The following is an 18,020-nucleotide window of genomic DNA, read 5'->3' on the forward strand; positions in this document are numbered from 1 at the left end:
GATTCCTCCTGTCAAATCGGTGACCGGTTCGGCGGCAGTGATTCACCTCATCCGGTCAGGGCGTCAGAAGAAAGGTTTGTGCTGGCGGGGTCCGGGACACATGGCGCAGGAACCACCCGCGCAAACACCGCCAGGGGTCCGTGACCCGGCTGTGATCCGGGTCGCTTCGCCGGCCCGATCGCAACAGGATCGCGGCCCGGATCGTCCTCCATGGCGAGGGGCGTCCGGCGGCGGAGCGCGGGACAGGCGGCGGGCAGTGTCTCATTTTTGCTGATTTGAACACTTTCCGCACCACCTTGGTTCCGCAGAGTGAATACCGGGCCCAATAGCAGATCTCAGCTTGACTGCCCCGGAGCTACACACTTGTAATTTCGCTCGTGTCGTTCGGCCGGAAATGGGAAACGGCGGCATCACGGGGACGTATAGAGACAGACGAGGGGCGCAGATGACCGAGTTGTTCCAGGAACTGCTGGTCGAGGACGCGGACGAGGAACTCGGCTGGCAGGAGCGCGCGTTGTGCGCCCAGACCGATCCCGAGTCCTTCTTCCCCGAGAAGGGCGGATCCACCCGCGAGGCCAAGAAGGTCTGTCTCGCCTGTGAAGTCCGCTCGGAATGCCTCGAATACGCACTCGCCAATGACGAGAGGTTCGGAATCTGGGGCGGCCTGTCCGAGCGCGAGCGCCGCCGCCTGAAGAAGGCCGCCGTCTGACCCTCCCCGCGGCCCCTGCGGCCCCCGCGGCCCGCAGGCGCCGTTCCCCTGCCCGCCGCCGCCCGACCGCGGAGACCACCCGCGCGTGCCCGCCCGACGGTCCGCCCCCTGTGCTCCGTCCACAGGCGGCGGACCGCTGCCGTGCCAGCCATTAGTGTGGAGCCCCGTCAAAGACGCTCCGACGCCCCGCGACGCGGGCGACCCCCTGGCCGGAGGGCCCGTACCCCGATGTCCGCCACCACAGCCGCGTTTTCCGCCGCTTCTCCGCCGCAGCCCGAGTTCCCGCGGCACGTCGTCACCGCCGTGATCGTCTCCCACGACGGGGCGCGCTGGCTGCCGGACGCCCTCGCCGGACTCCTCGGCCAGGAACGCCCCGTGCAGTACGCCGTCGCCGCCGACACCGGCAGCGCCGACGAATCCGCCCGGCTCGTCGGCGAGGCGATCGGCGACGACCGGGTCCTGCACCTCGCCCGCCGCACCGGCTTCGGCACCGCCGTCGAGGAGGCCGTCCGCACCGCGCCCCTCCTCGGCCCCGAGGACCTGCCCTACCTGAAGCGGCCCAGCGGCTGGGACCCCGTCAGCAGGACCTGGCGCGACGACGCCCACGAGATGCCCGACCTGCCGCACGGCGACCCGGTCCAGTGGCTGTGGCTCCTCCACGACGACTGCGCGCCCGCCCCCGACGCCCTCGCCGAACTGCTCCGCGTCGCCGACTCCGACGCGTACGCCGCGGTCATCGGCCCCAAGCTCCTCGGCTGGTACGACCGCAAGCAGCTCCTCGAAGTCGGCGTCACCATCGCCAACAGCGGCCGCCGCTGGACCGGCCTCGACCGCCGCGAACAGGACCAGGGGCAGCACGACCAGATCCGCCCCGTCCTGTCCGTCTCCAGCGCCGGCATGCTCATCCGCCGCGACGTCTTCGAAGAACTCGGCGGCTTCGACCGCCGCCTGCCCCTCATGCGCGACGACGTCGACCTGTGCTGGCGCGCCCACGCCGCCGGCCACCGCGTCCTCGTCGCCCCCGACGCCGTCCTCCGCCACGCCGAGGCCGCCTCCCGCGAGCGCCGCACCGTCGACTGCGCCGGCCGCTCCGTCGCCAACCCGCACCGCGTCGACAAGGCGGGCGCCGTCTACACCCTCCTCGCCAACGCGCGCGCGGCCGCCCTGCCGTACGTCCTCGTCCGCCTCGTCGTCGGCACCCTCCTGCGCACCCTCGCCTACCTCGTCGGAAAGGCCCCCGTCCAGGCCGTCGACGAGGTCATGGGCCTGTGCGGCGTCCTCCTCCGCCCCGAGCGGATCGTCGCCGCCCGCCGCAGACGCGCCTCCCGCGCCGCCGACCCCGCCGAGCTGCGCCCCCTCTTCCCGCCGCCCGGCGCCACCGTCCGCGCCACGGTCGAACAGGTCGCCTCCAACTTCGGCGGCACGGACGCCGACGCCGGCGGCTCCCGGCACGGCGCCGTCGAGTCCGGCCCCGGCGGCGACGACGCCGACTACCTGGAGATCGAGCAGTTCGCCCGGCTCAAGAAGATCGCCCGCAAACCGGGCCCCGTCCTCTTCGCCCTGCTCCTGCTCGTCTCCCTGATCGCCTGCCGCGGCCTCTTCGGCGGCGGCTCCCTCGCCGGCGGCGCCCTGCTGCCCGTCCCCGACGGCGTCGGCGACCTGTGGAGCCGGTACGCCGACGCCTGGCACCCCCTCGGCACCGGCGGCACCCAGAGCGCCCCGCCCTACCTCGCCCTGCTCGCCGCCCTGTCCGGCCTGTTCCTCGGCTCCACCGGCTTCGCGCTCACCCTGCTGCTGGTGTGCTCCGTACCGCTCGCCGGCTTCACCGCGTACTTCGCCTCCCGCCCCCTCGTCGAGTCGCGGCTCCTGCGCGCGTGGGCCGCCGTCGCCTACGCCTTCCTGCCCGCCGCGACCGGCGCCCTCGCCACCGGCCGTCTCGGCACGGCCGTCCTCGCGGTCCTGCTGCCCCTCATGGCCCGCGCCGCCGTCGCCGCGTACGGGCTGCGCGGCGGCGGGACCGGCGCCCCCCGCGGCAGTTGGCGCGCCACCTGGGCGTACACGCTCCTCCTCACCGTCACGACGGCCTTCACGCCCGTCGTCTGGCCGCTCGCCGCCGTCCTCGGCGTCGCCGCCCTCGTCCTGCGCCGCGACGACATCACCGCGTACGGGCTGCGCCTCCTCGCCGTGGCCGGCACCCCGCTGCTCGTCCTCGCCCCCTGGTCGCTGTCCCTGCTGACCGACCCGGCCGCCTTCCTCAAGGAAGCCGGTACGGAGATCCGCACGGGACCGGCCTCCGCGCTCGACCTGCTCGGCGCCAGCCCCGGCGGCCCCCGCACGGTCGGCGGCCTCGTCCTCCTCGGCCTCGTCCTGGCCGCCCTCGCCGCCCTGCTCCGCGCGGAGCGCCGGTTCGCCATCCGCAGCGCCTGGGCCGTCGCCCTCGTCGCCCTCCTCTTCGCCGTCCTCACCAACGGCTCCGGCGACCGCGCCACCGGCTGGGCCGGCCCCGCCACCCTCGTCTACGGCCTCGCCCTCCTCGCCGCCGGCGTGCTCGGCGCCGAAGGCGGCCGCACCCGCGTCGCCGCGCAGAGCTTCGGCTGGCGCCAGCCCGTCGCCGCCCTCGTCGCCCTCGCCGCCGCCGTCGGCCCCCTGGTCTCCGCCGCCAACTGGATGATCGGCGGCGCCGCGGGCCCCCTGGAGCGCCGCGACCCCGTCCAGGTGCCCGCGTTCGTCGCGGAGGAGAGCATCACCCGCGACCAGCCCCGCACCCTCGTCCTCGACGGCTCGTCAGCCGCCAAGGTCACCTACGCCCTCGTCCGCGGCTCCGGCGCCCGCCTCGGCGACGCCGAACTGACCGCCGCGGGCGGCAGCGACCCGCGCCTCGACAAGGTCGTCGCCCACCTCGTCGCCGGCTCCGGCGCCGACCAGACCGCCGAGCTCAGCGGCTTCGCCATCCGCTACGTGCTGGTACGCGACGGCGCGCCCCGCGAGATGGGCCGCGTCCTCGACGCGACACCCGGCCTCAGCCGGCTCAGCCAGCGCGACGGCAGCGCCCTGTGGCGCGTCGACCGCCAGGTCGCCCGCGCCGTCGTCGTCCCCGCCGCGGCCGGCGCCGCCGGGAGCGCCGAGGCGGCCACCGAACCCCTCCCCGTCGGCTCCGGCCCCGTCGAGGCGCACAGCGACATCCCCGCCGGTGGCGAGGGCCGCGTCCTGCGCATCGCCGACCGCGCCGACGACGGCTGGCAGGCCACCCTCGACGGCAAACCCCTGGAGAAGACCACCGTCGACGGCTGGGCGCAGGGCTTCGAGCTGCCCGCCCAGGGCGGCCGCCTCGACCTGACCTACGACGCGCCGCTCACCCACACCGCGTGGATCTGGACCCAGTGCGCCCTCGCCGTCGTCCTGCTCGTCCTCGCCCTGCCGGGCCGCCGCCGCGACATCGACGACGACCTGCCCGAGGAGGTCGCCCCGGTCGTCCCGGCCCAGGACGCGACGGGCGACGGGCGCCGCGCGCGCAGGCTCCGCGCCGCGGCCGCCGACGCGGACGCCGCCCCCGCCCCCGTACCGGACCCGGCGTCCGACACCGACGCCGATCCGTACGCCATGCCCGCCCCGCGGACCCCGCCCCAGGGGCGGCCCGGCACCGACTGGCCCGACACGCCGCCCGTCCACCCCGCCGAGCAGGGGTACGGCGAGCAGCAGCCGTACGGGCACTACGGCGACCAGGACCACGGGCAGCAGGCGCCGTACGGCGAACAGCCCCACGGCCGGCCGTACGACCAGCCCTACGACGGGACCCCGTACCAGCAGGACCCGTACCAACAGGACCCGTACGACCCGGCCGCGTACACCGGGGGGTACGACCAGCAGCCGTACCCGTACCAGCAGCAGAGCCCGTACGACCCGTACGACCCGTACGGCTACGAGAACGAGCAGCGTCCCGACGGGAGCAGCCACCAGTGAACCGCAGCGCCCTCTCCCTCCTCGCGGCCGCGACCGCTCTCGCCGCCCTCACCGGCCTCGCCGCCCTGACGTCCCCCGGCGCGGACGGCTCCGCCCCGGCGGCCGGCGCGGCGCCCGCCAGGCTGCCCGTCGAACGCAGCAGCCTCCTGTGCCCGGCACCGAGCTCCTCCGAGGTCGCCGAGACGACGTACACCTCGTTCACGCCCGCCACCACCGGCGACGCCGGCAAGCCCGGAGCGGGCGCCCCGGCCGGCAAGGACGCGCTGCCGGACAAGGCCGAGCTGAAGCCGTCCGCCGCCACGCAGGAAACGACGACCGTCGCCCCGAAGAAGGACGACGGGAACAGGGACGAGAAGGCGCGGAAGGACGAGAAGAAGACCGCGGCGGCCGCGAGGAAACCGGCCGCGGACAAGGCCGTCATCACCGCCACCACCCCCGGAACGCCCGTGGCGGCGGAGGCGAACGGCGCCGAGGTGCCCGCCCTCGTCGGCGTCGCCTCCGGCCGGCTCGCCCCCGGCTGGACCACGCAGCAGACCACCGTCGTCCCCGCCGGGGGCGCCCGCGGCCTCCTCGGCGTCACCTGCACGCCCCCCGACACGGACTTCTGGTTCCCCGGCACCTCCACCGCCGAGAACCGCCGCGACTACGTCCACCTCACCAACCCCGACGACACCGCCGCCGTCGTCGACATCGAGCTGTACGGGCCCGAAGGCGCCCTGAAGTCGCAGCTCACCGACGGCATCCCGGTCCCCGCCCGGTCCAGCGTCCCCGTGCTGCTGTCCACGCTCACCGCGGACCCGGCCACCTCCGACGTCACCGTCCACGTCACCACCCGCAGCGGCCGCGTCGGCGCGGTCATCCGCTCCGCCGTCGACCAGCTCGGCAGCGACTGGCTGCCGGCCTCCGCCGACCCCGCCCCCTCCCTGGTCCTCCCCGGCATCCCGGCGGACGCCACGTCCGTGCAGCTCACGGCGTACGCGCCCGGCGAGGACGACGCCGAGCTGAAGATCCAGCTCGCCGGCGCCACGGGCACCATCACCCCCGCCGTCCAGCAGACGATCCGCGTGAAGTCCGGGATGACGGCCTCCGCCGACCTGAAGGACCTCACCAGCGGCGAGGCCGGCGCCCTGCTGCTGACCCCGGCCCAGGCGGGGCGCGCCACCCCCGTCGTCGCCGCGCTGCGCGTGGTGCGCGGCTCCGGCGAGAAGCAGGAGGTCGCCTTCATCCCGGCCACCGGCCCGGTGGGGGAGCGGGCGACCGTCGCCGACAACCGCGCCAAGGGCACCACCCTGTCGCTGACCGCGCCCGGCAAGACCGCCGAGGTCCGCGTCACCGCCTCCCCGGGCACCGAGGGCGGCACGCCGGCCACCAAGACGTACACCGTCAAGGCCGGCACGACCCTGGCGGTCGCCCCGCCCGTACCCGCCGGTCTCAAGGGCTCCTACGCCCTGACCGTCGAGACCCTGTCCGGCGGCCCCGTCCACGCGGCCCGCATGCTGGCGCTGCCGCAGGACGGCATCGCGATGTTCACCCTGCAGACCTTCGCCGACGACCACGCGAAGGTGGCCGTGCCGGAGGCGGAACAGGACCTCGCCGTCCTGGAGGAGTAGACGAGCAGGCGGACCCGGCCCGGCACGCCCGCACGGGCTCACCGGCTCCCGGGGCCGGCCGCCGCCGGTTCAGTCCTGCCCGTAGCGCGGGTCCACCGACTCGGGCGCCAGGCCCAGCAGCTCGGCGACCTGCTCCACCACGACCTCGTGCACCAGCAGCGCCCGCTCGTCCCGGCTCTTGGCCCGCAGCTCCACGGGCCGCCGGTACACGACCACGCGCGCGTGCCGGTCCCGTGTCGCCGGCGCCGAACTGCCCAGCGGCACGGAGTCGTCCTGCGGCGCCGGCACCTCCAGCACCATGAAGTCGACCTCGGCGAGCTGGGGCCACCGCCGCTCCAGCCGCTCCACGGAGTCCTGCACCAGGTCACGGAAAGTGTCCGCCCGCGTGGCGGACAGGGGAACCTGGGGCGGTGCCACGGGGCCGCGCATCCCCCGGCCGTGGCGATCACGGCGGCGCGGTCGCGGATCGGTCGGGCGGGCTGCTCCTGGACTGTCCATCACCTGACGCAGCGTAGTCCGCCCGGAGGCGCGGCGTTGCCCGTCCGGCCCCGCGCCCCGGCATGTCGCCGGGTGGGTGTTCCAGCCACGCGGGGGCGTGTTCCGGCACCCTTGCCGGATCGACCTGCCCGTGGGAAATGACCGGATTCGTTCGCCGAACCGCCCGCCCGGACGACCGCCCCGCCCGTCCCCGGGCCCCCTCCGCCCCCTCCCCGCGCAGGTCACGGCGGCCCACCGAAACCCCTCTGTGCCCGACGTCACACCGCGACACGGGCGAGTGACCTGGTGGAGAGTCGTCGCGGCCCGCTCAAGAGTGCGGTACCGTCCAACGTCGTGAGCCCTGTACGTCGCTGTTCGCGCACCGCGTGCGGCCGCCCTGCCGTCGCGACACTGACGTACGTCTATGCCGACTCGACCGCGGTCCTCGGCCCGCTCGCCACCTACGCGGAACCCCACTGCTACGACCTGTGCGCCGAGCACAGCGAGCGCCTCACCGCGCCCCGCGGCTGGGAGGTCGTCCGGCTGTCCGACGCCTCCGGCCCCACCCGCCCCAGCGGCGACGACCTGGAGGCCCTCGCCAACGCCGTGCGCGAGGCGGCCCGCCCCCAGGAGCGCGCGGTCCAGGCCGAGGGCAAGGGCGGCGCCCGGCCCGGCGACCCGGTCGAGGTCGGCCGCCGCGGCCACCTCCGCGTGCTGCGCTCCCCCGACTCCTGACACCGCGCCCGGGACCGACTCCTGACGCCGCGCCCGGGACGCCCCGGCCCCGGTGCCGTCCGGCCGTCCGCCGCCGCCGACGACGCCCCGTAGGTCCCTCCGCACGTTCCCGTCACCTCTGCGGGTAGCTTGTGTACCCCACACAGGCTCGCAGGAGGTTGGTCAGTGACTGCTGATCTGTCGCAGATCGTCAAGGCGTACGACGTCCGCGGAGTGGTGCCGGATCAGTGGGACGAGGCGCTCGCCGAGCTGTTCGGCGCGGCCTTCGTCCAGGTGACCGGTGCCGACGCGATCGTCGTCGGCCACGACATGCGCCCGTCGTCCCCCGGCCTGTCCGGTGCCTTCGCGCGCGGAGCCGCCGCCCGGGGCGCCGACGTCACCCTCATCGGACTGTGCTCCACCGACCAGTTGTACTTCGCCTCCGGCCACCTGGGCCTGCCGGGCGCCATGTTCACGGCGTCGCACAACCCGGCCCAGTACAACGGCATCAAGATGTGCCGCGCCGGCGCCGCCCCCATCGGCCAGGACAGCGGCCTCGCCGACATCCGCGCCCTCGTCGAGACGTGGCGGGACTCCGGAGCGCCCGCCCCGGCCGCCACCCCCGGCGAGATCACCGAGACGGACACCCTCACCGCCTACGCGGACCACCTGAAGTCCCTGGTCGACCTCACGTCCATCCGTCCCCTGAAGGTCGTCGTCGACGCGGGCAACGGCATGGGCGGCCACACGGTCCCCACCGTCTTCGAGGGCCTGCCCCTGACGCTCGTCCCCCTGTACTTCGAGCTGGACGGCACGTTCCCCAACCACGAGGCCAACCCGCTCGACCCCGCCAACATCGTCGACCTCCAGCAGCGCGTCCGCGCCGAGGGCGCCGACCTGGGCCTGGCCTTCGACGGCGACGCCGACCGCTGCTTCGTCGTGGACGAGCGGGGCGAGCCCGTCTCCCCGTCCGCGATCACCGCGCTGGTCGCCGCCCGCGAGCTGGCCAAGCACTCCGGCGGAACGGTCATCCACAACCTGATCACGTCGCAGTCCGTCCCCGAGGTCGTCCGCGAGAACGGCGGCACCCCCGTCCGCACCCGCGTCGGCCACTCCTTCATCAAGGCCGAGATGGCCCGCACGGGCGCGATCTTCGGCGGCGAGCACTCCGCGCACTACTACTTCCGCGACTTCTGGAACGCCGACACCGGCATGCTCGCCGCGCTCCACGTCCTCGCCGCGCTCGGCGGCCAGGAGGGCACGCTGTCCGCGCTCGTCGCCGAGTACGACCGCTACGCGGCCTCCGGCGAGATCAACTCCACCGTCACCGACCAGGCCGCCAGCACCGCCGCCGTACGCGGGGCCTTCGCGTCCCGCGAGGGCGTCACCGTCGACGAGCTCGACGGCCTCACCATCAGCGGCGACGGCTGGTGGTTCAACCTCCGGCCGTCCAACACCGAGCCGCTCCTCCGCCTCAACGTCGAGGCCAAGGACGAGGCCACCATGGCCGAGGTCCGCGACGAGGTCCTCGCCCTCGTCCGCGCCTGACCGGCCTCCGCCCCACGGGCCTCCGCCCCACCGGCCACCGCCCTATGACACCCGGCCCCGGCGCCCGCCCCCGGCACCGGCGCCCGTCCCGCACCCACGCGGACGGGCGCCGGCACCGGGCGGCACCTCCAGGCATCCCGCCCCCGCGGGCGCCCGCGTCCCGGCCTCCCGCCGACCCGACGCCCTCCGCTCCCCGGCGGTAGGCTGACGACGCCAGGAAACCGCAGCACACCGCGACACCGCGCCGGACCGGTCGGACCCACACCCCGGCCCCGCCGGCGCCACGAACGCACCCGAAGGGAACCGCTCCATGCCGCTCGAAGCCGGCCTCCTCGACATCCTCGCCTGCCCCGCCTGCCGCGCCCCCCTCAGCGACCGCACGGCCGACGAGACCCCCGAGCTGGTCTGCACGAGCGACGACTGCGGCCTCGCCTACCCCGTACGGGACGGCATCCCGGTACTCCTCGTCGACGAGGCCCGCCGCCCCGTCTGACCCCCACGCCCGGCGACATCCCGCACCGGCGATCGGAGATCCCGCCCATGCTCGACGACTCGTTGCTCGACGCTCCTGAGGGACTGGCCCGGGCGGACCGCCGCGGACTCCTGCGCGGCGCCGCCGAATCCGGTGCCCGGGTACGCACGGCCGCCCGGCACGCGGCCGAGGCCGGCATCACCGCCCTCCAGCCGGAAGGGCGCCCCCGTACCGTCCTCGTCGCCGGCACCGGTACGGCGGCCACCGGAGCCGCCGACCTGATCTCCGCCCTCGCCGGGGCCTCCGCGCCCGTCATCCGGCTGTGCCCCACCGGCGTCGCCCCGGCCGCGGGCGCGCTCCGCTGGACCCTCCCGGGCTGGGCCGGCGCCGTCGACCTGCTGCTCATCCCGACCAACGACGGCTCCGAACCCGGTCTCGCCACGCTCGCCGAGCAGGCGTACCGCCGCGGCGTCACCGTCGTCGCCGTCGCCCCGCGGCGCTCGCCCATCGCGGAGGCCGTCGGCAACACCCACGGCCTCGTCGTCCCCATGGCGACCGCGCCCCACGAGCTGTACGACGAACCGCAGGCCGCCGGCCCCGGCGCCCTGTGGGCGCTGTTCACCCCGCTCCTCGCCCTCCTCGACCGCGTCGGCCTGTTCACGGCCCCCGCCGGCACGCTGGAGACGGTCGCCGACCGCCTCGACCGCACCGCCGAACGCTGCGGCCCCGCCGTCGCCACGTACAGCAACCCGGCCAAGACCCTCGCCGCCGAACTCTCCGACGCGCTGCCCCTCATCTGGACCGAGGGCACCGCCGCCGCGCCCGTGGGCCGCCGCTTCGCCGCCGTCCTCGCCGAGCTCGCCGGCCGCCCCGCTCTCGCCGGGGAGCTCCCCGAGGCGCTCGCCGCCCACAGCGGCCTCCTCGCCGGCGACTTCGCCGGGGGCGCCGACCCCGACGACTTCTTCCGCGACCGCGTCGAGGACCCGCAGGCGCTGCACGCGCGCGTCGTCCTCCTTCGCGACCGCCCCGCAGACGTCGGCGGCCTCACCGCCGCCCCCGCCGCCCGCGAGCTCGCCCTCGCCCACGACACGCCCTTCAGCGAGTTGGAGCCCGAGGAGGGCAGCAACCCCCTCGAAGCCCTCGCCGAACTCCTCGCCGTCACCGATTTCGCCGCCTGCTACCTCGCCCTGGCCTCCGGCCGCCGCCTCTGACCCCGCCCGGCCGCCGCCCCGCGACCGCCCCGCCCGGAACCCCGAGCCCCGGACCCTCCGAGCCCGGACCCGGACCCTCCGAGCCCGAATCCGCCCCGCCCCCCCCGGACCGCCGCGCCCCGGCCGCACCCGCCGCCGCCCGCACACGGAAAGCCCGCCGCCCATGGACCGCCTCTCCACCACCGTCCGCCCCTACGCCTGGGGCTCCACGACGGCCATCCCGGAACTGCTCGGCACCGCCCCCACCGGCGAGCCCCAGGCCGAGATGTGGATGGGCGCCCACCCCGGCGCACCCTCCCGCATCACCCGCCCCACCCCCGAAGGCGCCCGCGAACAGCCGCTCGACGAGGTCATCGCCGCCGACCCCGACAAGGAGCTCGGCCCCGCCACCGTCACCAGGTTCGGCCCCCGCCTGCCCTTCCTGCTGAAGATCCTCGCCGCTGCGGCCCCCCTCTCCCTCCAGGTCCACCCCGACCTCTCCCGGGCCCGGGCCGGCTACGCCGCCGAGGAACGCGCCGGCATCCCCCTCGACGCCCCGCACCGCACCTACAAGGACCCGAATCACAAACCCGAACTCATCTGCGCCCTCACCCCCTTCGAGGGCTTCTGCGGCTTCCGCGACCCCGCCCGGACCGCCGACCTCCTCGCCGCCCTCGACGTCGACTCCCTCAAGCCGTACGTGGACCTCCTCCACGCCCACCCCGAGGACGCCGCCCTCCGCGAGGTCCTCACCGCCGTCCTCACCGCCGATCCCGACGGCATCGCCGCCACCGTCCACGACACCGCCGCCGCCTGCGCCCGCCTCGGCGGCGCCCACGCCCCGTACGCCACCCTCGCCCACCACTACCCCGGCGACCCCGGCGTCCTCGCCGCCCTCCTCCTCAACCACGTACGGCTCCAACCCGGCGAAGCCCTCTACCTCGGCGCCGGCGTCCCCCATGCCTACCTCGGCGGCCTCGGAGTCGAGATCATGGCCAATTCCGACAACGTCCTGCGCTGCGGCCTCACCCCCAAGCACGTCGACGTCCCCGAACTCCTCCGCGTCGTCCGCTTCGAGGCCGGCGACCCCGGCGTCCTGCGCCCCGAGGCGTCCCCCTCCGGCGAGGAGGTGTACGACGCCCCCGTCGACGAGTTCCGCCTCTCCCGGTACGTGCGCCCCGAAGGCGCCGCCCCCGCCGACCTCACCGCCCCGACCCCGCAGATCCTCCTCGCCACCGCCGGCACCCCGCGCCTCGGCGACCTCACCCTCGCCCCCGGCCACTCCGTCTTCGTCCCGGCCGGGGAGGCCGTCGAACTGTCGGGTGTCGGCACTCTCTTCAGGGCCACGGCGATGCCCTGATCCACCGCCGCCATCCGGTGCTGCAACAATGTCCCGCCGTACAGAACCGGCCGAACCCACGAACCCACCGGGGACCAGCGAAGGGACAGGACACGCATGAGCGCGTCAGGCGGAACCAAGGCGATCGTGGCAGCACTCGTCGCCAACCTCGCGATCGCCGCGAGCAAATTCGTGGCGTTCGTCTTCAGTGGCTCGTCGTCGATGCTCGCCGAATCGGTGCACTCACTCGCCGACTCCGGCAACCAGGGGCTCCTGCTCCTCGGAGGGAAGAAGGCCCAGCGCGAGGCGACCCCCCAGCACCCCTTCGGCTACGGCCGCGAGCGGTACATCTACGCCTTCCTCGTCTCCATCGTCCTCTTCTCCGTCGGCGGCATGTTCGCCCTCTACGAGGGCTACGAGAAGATCAAGCACCCCCACGAGATCGAGGCGTGGTACTGGCCCGTCGGCGTCCTCGTCTTCGCGATCATCGCCGAGTCGTTCTCCTTCCGCACCGCCATCAAGGAGTCCAACGAACTCCGCGGCAAGCGCTCCTGGAAGGAGTTCGTCCGCACCGCCAAGGCGCCCGAACTGCCCGTCGTCCTCCTGGAGGACCTCGGCGCCCTCATCGGCCTGATCCTCGCCCTCGTCGGCGTCAGCCTCGCCCTCGTCACCGGCGACGGCGTCTGGGACGGCATCGGCACCCTGTGCATCGGCGCGCTGCTCATCCTGATCGCCATCGTCCTCGCCGTCGAGACCAAGTCGCTCCTCCTGGGCGAGTCCGCCGGCCTCGACGAGGTCCGGAAGATCGAGGAAGCCCTCGTCGACGGCACCACCGTCACCAGCGTCATCCACATGCGCACCCTCCACCTCGGCCCCGAGGAACTCCTCGTCGCCGCCAAGATCGCCGTCGAGCACGACGAGACCGCCGCGCAGGTCGCCGCCGCGATCGACGCCGCGGAGGGGCGCATCCGCGCCGCCGTCCCCATCGCCCGGGTCATCTACCTGGAGCCCGACATCCTCCGCGCCACCCGCTGAACGCCCACCGCACCACCCCGCCGGCCCGCCCGGCATCCGAAGGCCCCGGCCCCCCGCCGGGGCCTTCGGCTTCCGCCCCTCCCGCGCGACGGCCGGAACCCGCCCCCGGCGGACTTGAAGACCGCGCACCCGATCGGTGTAGATTCGAATACCGAGCCAGACGTCGCTGCTGATGGCGGTCGGGCGGTCCCGACGGACCGGCCGAGGGAGAGAGGGCCTCCGACGACTGCACCGCGCGTGCCCGGGCATCCTTGTGTCCGCCGGCGCGGAGCCAGCCGTACCCACCTCGACCCGACAACGAGGAGCAGCACGAAATGACGACTGTCGACAACCGACAGGACTTCAAGGTCGCCGACCTCTCCCTGGCCGAGTTCGGCCGCAAGGAGATCACCCTCGCCGAGCACGAGATGCCCGGCCTGATGGCGATCCGCAAGGAGTACGCCGACGCCCAGCCCCTGGCCGGCGCCCGCATCACCGGCTCCCTGCACATGACCGTGCAGACCGCCGTCCTCATCGAGACCCTCGTCGCCCTCGGCGCCCGGGTCCGCTGGGCCTCCTGCAACATCTTCTCCACGCAGGACCACGCCGCCGCCGCCGTCGCCGTCGGCCCCGACGGCACCCCGGACGACCCGAAGGGCGTCCCCGTCTTCGCCTGGAAGGGCGAGACGCTGGAGGAGTACTGGTGGTGCACCGAGCAGGCCCTGACCTGGCCGGACAGCTCCACCGGCGGCCCCAACATGATCCTCGACGACGGTGGTGACGCCACCCTCCTCGTCCACAAGGGCGTCGAGTTCGAGAAGGCCGGCCAGGCCCCGGACCCGTCCACCGCGGACAGCGAGGAGTACGGCCACATCCTCCGCCTCCTCAACCGCACCCTCGCCGAGGACCCGCAGAAGTGGACCCGCCTCGCGTCCGAGATCCGCGGCGTCACCGAGGAGACCACGACCGGCGTCCACCGCCTGTACGAGATGCACCGCGACGGCACGCTGCTCTTCCCGGCGATCAACGTCAACGACGCGGTCACCAAGTCGAAGTTCGACAACAAGTACGGCTGCCGCCACTCCCTGGTCGACGGCATCAACCGCGCCACCGACGTCCTGATCGGCGGCAAGGTCGCCGTCGTCTGCGGCTACGGCGACGTCGGCAAGGGCTGCGCCGAGTCCCTCCGCGGCCAGGGCGCCCGTGTCATCGTCACCGAGATCGACCCCATCTGCGCCCTCCAGGCGGCGATGGACGGCTACCAGGTCACCACCCTCGACGAGGTCGTCGAGACCGCCGACATCTTCATCACCACCACCGGCAACCGTGACATCATCATGGCCTCGGACATGGTCAAGATGAAGCACCAGGCCATCGTCGGCAACATCGGCCACTTCGACAACGAGATCGACATGGCCGGCCTCGCCAGGATCCCCGGCATCGTCAAGGACGAGGTCAAGCCGCAGGTCCACACCTGGACCTTCCCCGACGGCAAGAAGATCATCGTCCTGTCCGAGGGCCGCCTGCTGAACCTGGGCAACGCCACCGGCCACCCGTCCTTCGTGATGTCCAACTCGTTCGCGGACCAGACCCTGGCCCAGATCGAGCTCTACACGAAGCCGGAGCAGTACCCGACCGACGTGTACGTCCTGCCCAAGCACCTCGACGAGAAGGTCGCCCGCCTCCACCTGGACGCGCTCGGCGTCAAGCTCACCACGCTCCGCCCGGAGCAGGCCGACTACATCGGCGTCAAGGTCGAAGGCCCGTACAAGCCGGACCACTACCGCTACTGACCGGCCCCGCGACCGCCCCGCGGCCGCACCGGCAGCAGGTACCCAGGCAGGCCCCCGCACCCCCGTGCCGGGGGCCTGCCCCGTACCCGGCCGGCCCGACCACCGCTCAGCGGCGGCGCCGAGACCCCGACCAGAACCCCGAGGACCCATGCCCCGAGGCCGCTATTCGCTCCACGATCCGCACGACCGCACCCCCCTCGGCGAAGAACACTTCCACTGCGCGCCCGGCCCCTCCGGCTGGCGCTACGTCTCGCAACGGACCACCCCCTCCGGCGACCACGCCGGCTCCGTCGACCTCGCCCTCGACGACCTCGGCCGCCCCATCCGCCTCGAACTCCACGCCGGCGCCTGGCAGGTACGCGGCGCCGCCCTCGACGGCGTCACCTGGGTCCGCACCGACCCGACCGGTTCGCACGCCGCGGAAGGCAACGTGCGCGCCCACGCCTTCACCGGCAGCTCCCCCGCCTTCCTCGTGGCCCTCACCCGGCTCCTGCGCCTCACCCCCCGTTCCGGCTCGACCCGCGTCCGCCTCGTCGCCTTCACGGACCCGGTCCTCGCCCCCCTCACCGTCGACCAGTCCTGGGCCCTGGTGAACAGTGAAACGCACACCACTGACAACGGCCCCCTGACCGTGGACGAGTACCAGGTCACCGCCCTCGACACGGGCGAGCGACACGGCGTCCACATCGCCGGCGACGTCGTCCTCGCGGCCCCGGGCGTCGAGCTCGAGGACCTCCAGACCCCGCCGTCCGTCTTCCCCTGACGGTCCCGCGCTCCCCGTCGCTAGGCAGGCGGCACGAACCCGGTGCCGGACCCCCGGGGCAGCCCTTCCCCCACCTCCGCCGCAGACCGCGCCGCAGAAGCCCCGGCACCCCCCACGGCCACCCCTGCAGAACCACCCGCGCCGACCGCCCCAACCGAAACAATCGAGCCAGCCAACACAGAAGCCCCACCCCCACCGGCAACCCCACCGGCACCGACACCCGCCCCCGCGGGCACCACCCGCCGCGCGTCCCGCGCCTGCCGCTCGTGCACGACCGCCGCCAGGAACGCCGCGGCGGGTACCCCCGGGGGCGGCGGCGTCCCCGTACGCGCCGCCAACTCGTCCGCCAGCCGCTCCGCCAGAGCCCGGCCCGCCTCCGGATCCAACTGCCCCATCCGCGTCAGGTACTGCCGGATCCCCAGCCACAACGCGTCCGGCACCGCCGACAGGTCCAACTGCGCGAACCGCCCCACCAACCACGGCGGCGGCGGGGGCACCGGCGCCGTACGACCCACCGGCACCCGCTCCCGCACCACCAGCGTCCCCGCGAACACATCGCCGATCCGCCGCCCCCGCGCCGACACCAGCGAAGCGATGCACGCGATCACCCCGAAGGTCATCAGGATCTCCACGACCCCGATCAGCCCCCGCACCAGCGCGTGCCGGAACCGGATCGGCCCCCCGTCGTCCCGCACCACCCGCAACCCGCACGCCAGCTTCCCAAGCGACCGCCCGTGGCTCAGCGTCTCCACCGCGACCGGCCCGCCCACCAGCACCAGCAGGAACGACGCGATCGACACGGCCGTCATCGCCGCCTCGTCGAGCGACGCCGACGCGAAGACGAGCCCGATGGATATCAGCAGGTACGCCGTCCACACGACGACGAGGTCGATCAGCAGCGCCAGCGCCCGGCTCGGCAACCGGGCCGGTCGCAGCCCCAGCACGACCGCGTCCCCCGTCACGACCTCACTCACGCCGCCCACCCTCTCCGACCTTGCCCGACCGCTCCCCACGCCAGTCTGCCAAGCTGACCGGCAGCGCGCCGCAGTAGTACGAACCGTACGCACCCCGTGCACTGGAGCATCAGCCGATCATGGACCTCGACGTCTACGTCACCGCCCACCGCGCCGAGTGGGACCGCCTGGACCACCTCCTGAGCCGCGGCCGCCGGCTGACCGGCGCCGAGGCGGACGAGCTCGTCGCGCTGTACCAGCGCACCGCGACCCACCTCTCCGTCGTCCAGAGCACCGCGCCCGACCCGGCGCTCACGGCCCGCCTCACCCAGCTCGTCGCCCGCGCCCGCGCCGCCGTCACCGGCACCCGCCGCGCCTCCTGGCGCGACGCCGCCCGCTTCCTCACCGCCGGGTTCCCCGCCGCGGTCTACCGCTCACGGCACTGGTGGATCCCCACTGCGGTCCTCTCCACCCTCCTCGCCGCGGTCATCGGCTGGTGGATCGGTACGCACCCCGAGGTCCAGGCAGCGATCGCCGCCCCCGAGGAGCTGCGCCAGATGACCCGCCCCGGCGGCGAGTACGAGACGTACTACTCCAGCCACCCGGCCGCCTCCTTCGCCGCCCAGGTCTGGACGAACAACGCGCAGGCCGCCGCCATGTGCCTGGTCCTCGGCGCCTTCTTCGGCGTACCGGTGCTGTGGGTCCTCTTCCTCAACATGCTCAACCTCGGCATCGGCATCGGCCTCATGTCCTCCGCGGGACGCCTCGACACCTTCCTCGGCCTGGTCCTCCCGCACGGCCTGCTGGAGCTGACGGCCGTCTTCGTCGCCGCCGGTACGGGCCTCCGCCTCGGCTGGACCCTCGTGGACCCGGGCCCGTACTCGCGCCGCGCGGCCCTCGCCCAGCAGGGGCGCGCCGCGATCGGCATGGCCATCGGCCTGGCCCTGGTCCTGTTCGTGTCCGGGGTCATCGAGGGCTTCGTGACGCCGTCCGGCCTCCCCACCTGGGCCCGCATCGCCATCGGCGTCGCGGCCGAGGCCGCCTTCCTCCTGTACGTGTACGTGCTCGGCGGCCGGGCGGCCCGGGCCGGCGAGGCGGGCGACGTCGTGTCCGCCGACCGCAGCGCGGAGCTGCCGACCGCCGCCTGATGTGCGTCCGGCCCCTCCGACCTGCTACTGTCCTCTTCGCCCGCCAAACCTGTTGACACAGGTGAGACGGGGAGGTAGATTTAAACGGTTGCCGGGAGCTGGACAAGCTCAAGTGCGACGGTTAATATCTCTCTCGCTCCGCAGTGAACCGGACAGGTTCTCGCCGGAGCAAATTGATTCCTCATTCGGATCGCGAAGCCGATTTCAATCGGCGGAGATGAGTCTGATAAAGTCGAATCAAGTCGAAAGACAAAAGGCCCTCCAACGGCCACTGGATACGAAATTCGGACCGGGAACGGAACGGAAAACGGATCTGGTAGAGTTGGAAAC

The 18,020-nt window shown here is 74.1% G+C and carries 14 protein-coding genes; 12 read left to right on the forward strand and 2 right to left on the reverse strand.

Going from position 1 to position 18,020, the window contains the following annotated elements:
* The first annotated feature begins 445 nt into the window (after window positions 1–445).
* From RND61_RS22420 to RND61_RS22430, 3 genes are all read left to right on the forward strand, one after another.
* Entirely contained in the window at window positions 446–709 is a 264-nt protein-coding gene (locus tag RND61_RS22420; protein ID WP_023588371.1) for a WhiB family transcriptional regulator, read from the forward strand.
* Window positions 710–937: 228 nt separating this feature from the next.
* On the forward strand, window positions 938–4,669 hold the full coding sequence (locus tag RND61_RS22425) for a glycosyltransferase family 2 protein (RefSeq protein ID WP_315879840.1): 3,732 nt from the start codon (window positions 938–940) through the stop codon (window positions 4,667–4,669).
* On the forward strand, window positions 4,666–6,279 hold the full coding sequence (locus tag RND61_RS22430) for a DUF5719 family protein (protein ID WP_315879841.1): 1,614 nt from the start codon (window positions 4,666–4,668) through the stop codon (window positions 6,277–6,279). The genes RND61_RS22425 and RND61_RS22430 overlap by 4 nt, the downstream gene beginning before the upstream one ends.
* Window positions 6,280–6,348: 69 nt before the next feature.
* Here the strand turns inward: RND61_RS22430 and RND61_RS22435 are convergent, their stop codons facing one another.
* Window positions 6,349–6,777 (reverse strand): metallopeptidase family protein, encoded by a 429-nt coding sequence (locus tag RND61_RS22435; protein WP_315879857.1) that lies wholly within the window; start codon window positions 6,775–6,777, stop codon window positions 6,349–6,351.
* Between the two features lie 285 nt (window positions 6,778–7,062).
* Between RND61_RS22435 and RND61_RS22440 the strand changes: the two genes are divergently transcribed.
* The 8 genes from RND61_RS22440 to RND61_RS22475 all read left to right on the forward strand — a co-directional run bounded on the left by RND61_RS22440 (window position 7,063) and on the right by RND61_RS22475 (window position 15,589).
* Window positions 7,063–7,491, forward strand: a complete 429-nt coding sequence (locus tag RND61_RS22440; RefSeq protein ID WP_315879842.1) for a DUF3499 domain-containing protein — start codon at window positions 7,063–7,065, stop codon at window positions 7,489–7,491.
* A gap of 165 nt (window positions 7,492–7,656) precedes the next feature.
* A complete protein-coding gene (locus RND61_RS22445) occupies window positions 7,657–9,018 on the forward strand; it encodes a phosphomannomutase/phosphoglucomutase (protein ID WP_315879843.1) in 1,362 nt (453 codons plus the stop codon).
* A 310-nt stretch (window positions 9,019–9,328) separates the two neighbouring features.
* Window positions 9,329–9,511 carry a Trm112 family protein gene (locus tag RND61_RS22450; RefSeq protein WP_315879844.1) on the forward strand — a complete coding sequence of 61 codons (183 nt, stop codon included), beginning with the start codon at window positions 9,329–9,331 and terminating at the stop codon, window positions 9,509–9,511.
* Between the two features lie 47 nt (window positions 9,512–9,558).
* Window positions 9,559–10,701: an SIS domain-containing protein gene (locus tag RND61_RS22455; protein ID WP_315879845.1), complete on the forward strand. Its 1,143-nt coding sequence runs from the start codon at window positions 9,559–9,561 to the stop codon at window positions 10,699–10,701.
* 163 nt (window positions 10,702–10,864) lie between these two features.
* Window positions 10,865–12,040: a mannose-6-phosphate isomerase, class I gene (manA, locus tag RND61_RS22460; protein WP_315879846.1), complete on the forward strand. Its 1,176-nt coding sequence runs from the start codon at window positions 10,865–10,867 to the stop codon at window positions 12,038–12,040.
* Between the two features lie 96 nt (window positions 12,041–12,136).
* Window positions 12,137–13,054 carry a cation diffusion facilitator family transporter gene (locus tag RND61_RS22465; RefSeq protein WP_315879847.1) on the forward strand — a complete coding sequence of 306 codons (918 nt, stop codon included), beginning with the start codon at window positions 12,137–12,139 and terminating at the stop codon, window positions 13,052–13,054.
* Between the two features lie 314 nt (window positions 13,055–13,368).
* The gene (gene ahcY, locus RND61_RS22470) at window positions 13,369–14,826 is read left to right on the forward strand and encodes an adenosylhomocysteinase (protein ID WP_315879848.1); all 1,458 of its coding nucleotides are present in this window, start codon (window positions 13,369–13,371) and stop codon (window positions 14,824–14,826) included.
* Window positions 14,827–14,974: 148 nt separating this feature from the next.
* Window positions 14,975–15,589 (forward strand): hypothetical protein, encoded by a 615-nt coding sequence (locus RND61_RS22475; RefSeq protein ID WP_315879849.1) that lies wholly within the window; start codon window positions 14,975–14,977, stop codon window positions 15,587–15,589.
* Between the two features lie 20 nt (window positions 15,590–15,609).
* On the opposite strand, the gene RND61_RS22480 is transcribed toward RND61_RS22475, so the two are convergent.
* A complete protein-coding gene (locus tag RND61_RS22480; RefSeq protein WP_315879850.1) occupies window positions 15,610–16,563 on the reverse strand; it encodes an RDD family protein in 954 nt (317 codons plus the stop codon).
* A 119-nt stretch (window positions 16,564–16,682) separates the two neighbouring features.
* On the opposite strand from RND61_RS22480, the gene RND61_RS22485 reads away from it, so the two are divergent.
* On the forward strand, window positions 16,683–17,690 hold the full coding sequence (locus RND61_RS22485; protein WP_315879851.1) for a stage II sporulation protein M: 1,008 nt from the start codon (window positions 16,683–16,685) through the stop codon (window positions 17,688–17,690).
* Window positions 17,691–18,020 lie beyond the last annotated feature (330 nt).

The organism is Streptomyces tamarix, from assembly GCF_032423885.1.
In the GTDB taxonomy this organism is placed as follows: domain Bacteria; phylum Actinomycetota; class Actinomycetes; order Streptomycetales; family Streptomycetaceae; genus Streptomyces; species Streptomyces tamarix.

Coding starts and splice junctions, on each gene's coding strand:
- RND61_RS22420 (WP_023588371.1), top strand. CDS start 446: ATGACCGAGTTGTTCCAGGAACTGCTGGTCGAGGACGCGGACGAGGAA.
- RND61_RS22425 (WP_315879840.1), top strand. CDS start 938: ATGTCCGCCACCACAGCCGCGTTTTCCGCCGCTTCTCCGCCGCAGCCC.
- RND61_RS22435 (WP_315879857.1), bottom strand. CDS start 6,777: ATGGACAGTCCAGGAGCAGCCCGCCCGACCGATCCGCGACCGCGCCGC.
- RND61_RS22450 (WP_315879844.1), top strand. CDS start 9,329: ATGCCGCTCGAAGCCGGCCTCCTCGACATCCTCGCCTGCCCCGCCTGC.
- RND61_RS22455 (WP_315879845.1), top strand. CDS start 9,559: ATGCTCGACGACTCGTTGCTCGACGCTCCTGAGGGACTGGCCCGGGCG.
- manA (WP_315879846.1), top strand. CDS start 10,865: ATGGACCGCCTCTCCACCACCGTCCGCCCCTACGCCTGGGGCTCCACG.
- RND61_RS22465 (WP_315879847.1), top strand. CDS start 12,137: ATGAGCGCGTCAGGCGGAACCAAGGCGATCGTGGCAGCACTCGTCGCC.
- ahcY (WP_315879848.1), top strand. CDS start 13,369: ATGACGACTGTCGACAACCGACAGGACTTCAAGGTCGCCGACCTCTCC.
- RND61_RS22475 (WP_315879849.1), top strand. CDS start 14,975: ATGCCCCGAGGCCGCTATTCGCTCCACGATCCGCACGACCGCACCCCC.
- RND61_RS22485 (WP_315879851.1), top strand. CDS start 16,683: ATGGACCTCGACGTCTACGTCACCGCCCACCGCGCCGAGTGGGACCGC.